Source organism: Mesorhizobium sp. M7A.F.Ca.CA.001.08.2.1 (genome assembly GCF_003998455.1).
Classification (GTDB): Bacteria; Pseudomonadota; Alphaproteobacteria; order Rhizobiales; family Rhizobiaceae; genus Mesorhizobium; species Mesorhizobium ciceri.
The window spans coordinates 1-1726 of the sequence record NZ_RZPW01001033.1; the positions used below are offsets into that span (position 1 = coordinate 1).

General features: G+C 65.8%; 2 protein-coding genes. Both read left to right on the forward strand.

Annotated features, from left to right (window positions below):
• On the forward strand, positions 1-1165 hold a 1165-nt coding region (locus tag EN914_RS34400; RefSeq protein WP_127389637.1), incomplete at its 5' end, for an ABC transporter substrate-binding protein.
• Between the two features lie 134 nt (positions 1166-1299).
• Positions 1300-1726: serine hydrolase (locus EN914_RS34405; RefSeq protein WP_164779134.1), on the forward strand; the 427-nt coding region annotated here is incomplete at its 3' end.

Sequence of the window (1726 nt, forward strand, 5' to 3'; positions counted from 1 at the left end):
GGGCACACTGATCGACAAGATAGACAAGGTCGACGATTACACCGTGCGCTTCACGCTGACGGCTGCCAACGTCACCTTCCTGCCCGGCATCGCGCTCGACTATCTCTCCATCCTGTCCCTGGAGCAGACCGAAAAGATGGTCGCCGCCGGCACGCCGGAACTGATCGATAGCGAACCCGTCGGCACCGGCCCGTTCGTGCTGCAGGCCTATGTCCCCGACAGCCAGATCCGCTACGCCGCCAACAAGGATTATTGGCGCGGCCCGCCGAAGATCGACACTCTGGTCTTCGCCGTCACGCCCGAGCCGACCACGCGCGTCGAGCGCCTCAAGGCCAATGAGTGCCAGGTCGCCGCCCCGCCCCCGCCAAGCGCGGTCGCCGATTTGCGCACCGATCTCGACATCACCGTGCTCGACCTCAAGGGCCAGAACATCGGCATTCTCGGCTTCAATGTCGAACACCAGCCGCTCGGCGATGTGCGCGTGCGCATGGCACTGGCCAAGGCCGTCGACCGCAAGGCGATCGTCGACGCCGTCTATGCCGGCGCCGGCGCGGTCGCCGGCAGCGTCGTGCCGCCGGCGCAGATAGGCGCCGTCACCGACGCCGGCATCGACTATGATCCGGATGGCGCGAAGACACTGCTGAAGGAAGCCGGCCACGAAAGCGACTTGAAAATCAGCCTGTGGGCGATGCCGGTGTCGCGGCCCTACAATCCCAACGCCAAGCGCATGGCCGAGATGATCCAGGCCGAATGGGCGAAGGTCGGCGTCAAGGCCGAGATCGTCAGCTTCGAGTGGGGCGAATATCTCAAGCGCACTGCCGGCGGCGAACAGGACGCCTACCTGCTCGGCGGCAGCAGCGACAATGGCGACCCCGACAACATGCTGAGCTATCTGCTCTCCTGCGACGGCGTGAAGGGCGGCTCCAACCGCTCGCGCTGGTGCGATCCAGCCTTCGAGAAGCTGCTGCAGGACGGCCGCGTCGCCGCCGATCCGAAACAGCGCGCCGACATCTACGCCAGGGCGCAGGCGATCCTGAAGGTCGAGGTGCCGGTGGCGCCGATCGCCCATTCGGTGGTGGCGATCCCGATCCGCAAGAGCGTGCTCAACTACGTGCTCGACCCCTTCGGCCGGCAGAACTTTGCCGCTGTCGATATGGCGGAGTGAAGCTTGGCGACCCTGCCCTCGGGCTCGACCCGAGGGCGCACCGACATCTATGAAACCAGCAATTTAGCGGCGAAAGCAGAATCCATGCGTGAAGACCTAACGCCCTCCTCAAGACCTATCTCACCGATGGCGCGGTGGGCGCCTCGCTCGCCTACTCCACAGGCGCCGCACCAGCTGCCCTCACCGCCGGCCTCGCCGACCGGGAACATGGCGTTGCCGTCTCGCTCGACCGCCTGTTCAAGATCGGCAGCTGCACCAAGACCTTCGTTGCCGCGGCGCTGGTCAAGCTCGCCCAGGAGGGCAGGCTCGACCTCGGCGCGCCGATCGTCGGCTGGTTTCCCGACCTGCCGGGCGCCAAGGACATTTCAGTGCGCCAGCTGATCAACCACCGCAGCGGCCTGCCGGAGTTCGAATATTACATTCCGATGGATCCGAGCCGGCAATGGACGCCGCAGCAGCTGGTCGACATCGCCTTCGCCTCCGACAAGCAGAAGGCGCCGGGCGGAGCCGCCGTCTACAACAACACCGGCTATGTGCTGGCCGGCATGGTGATCGAGGCGG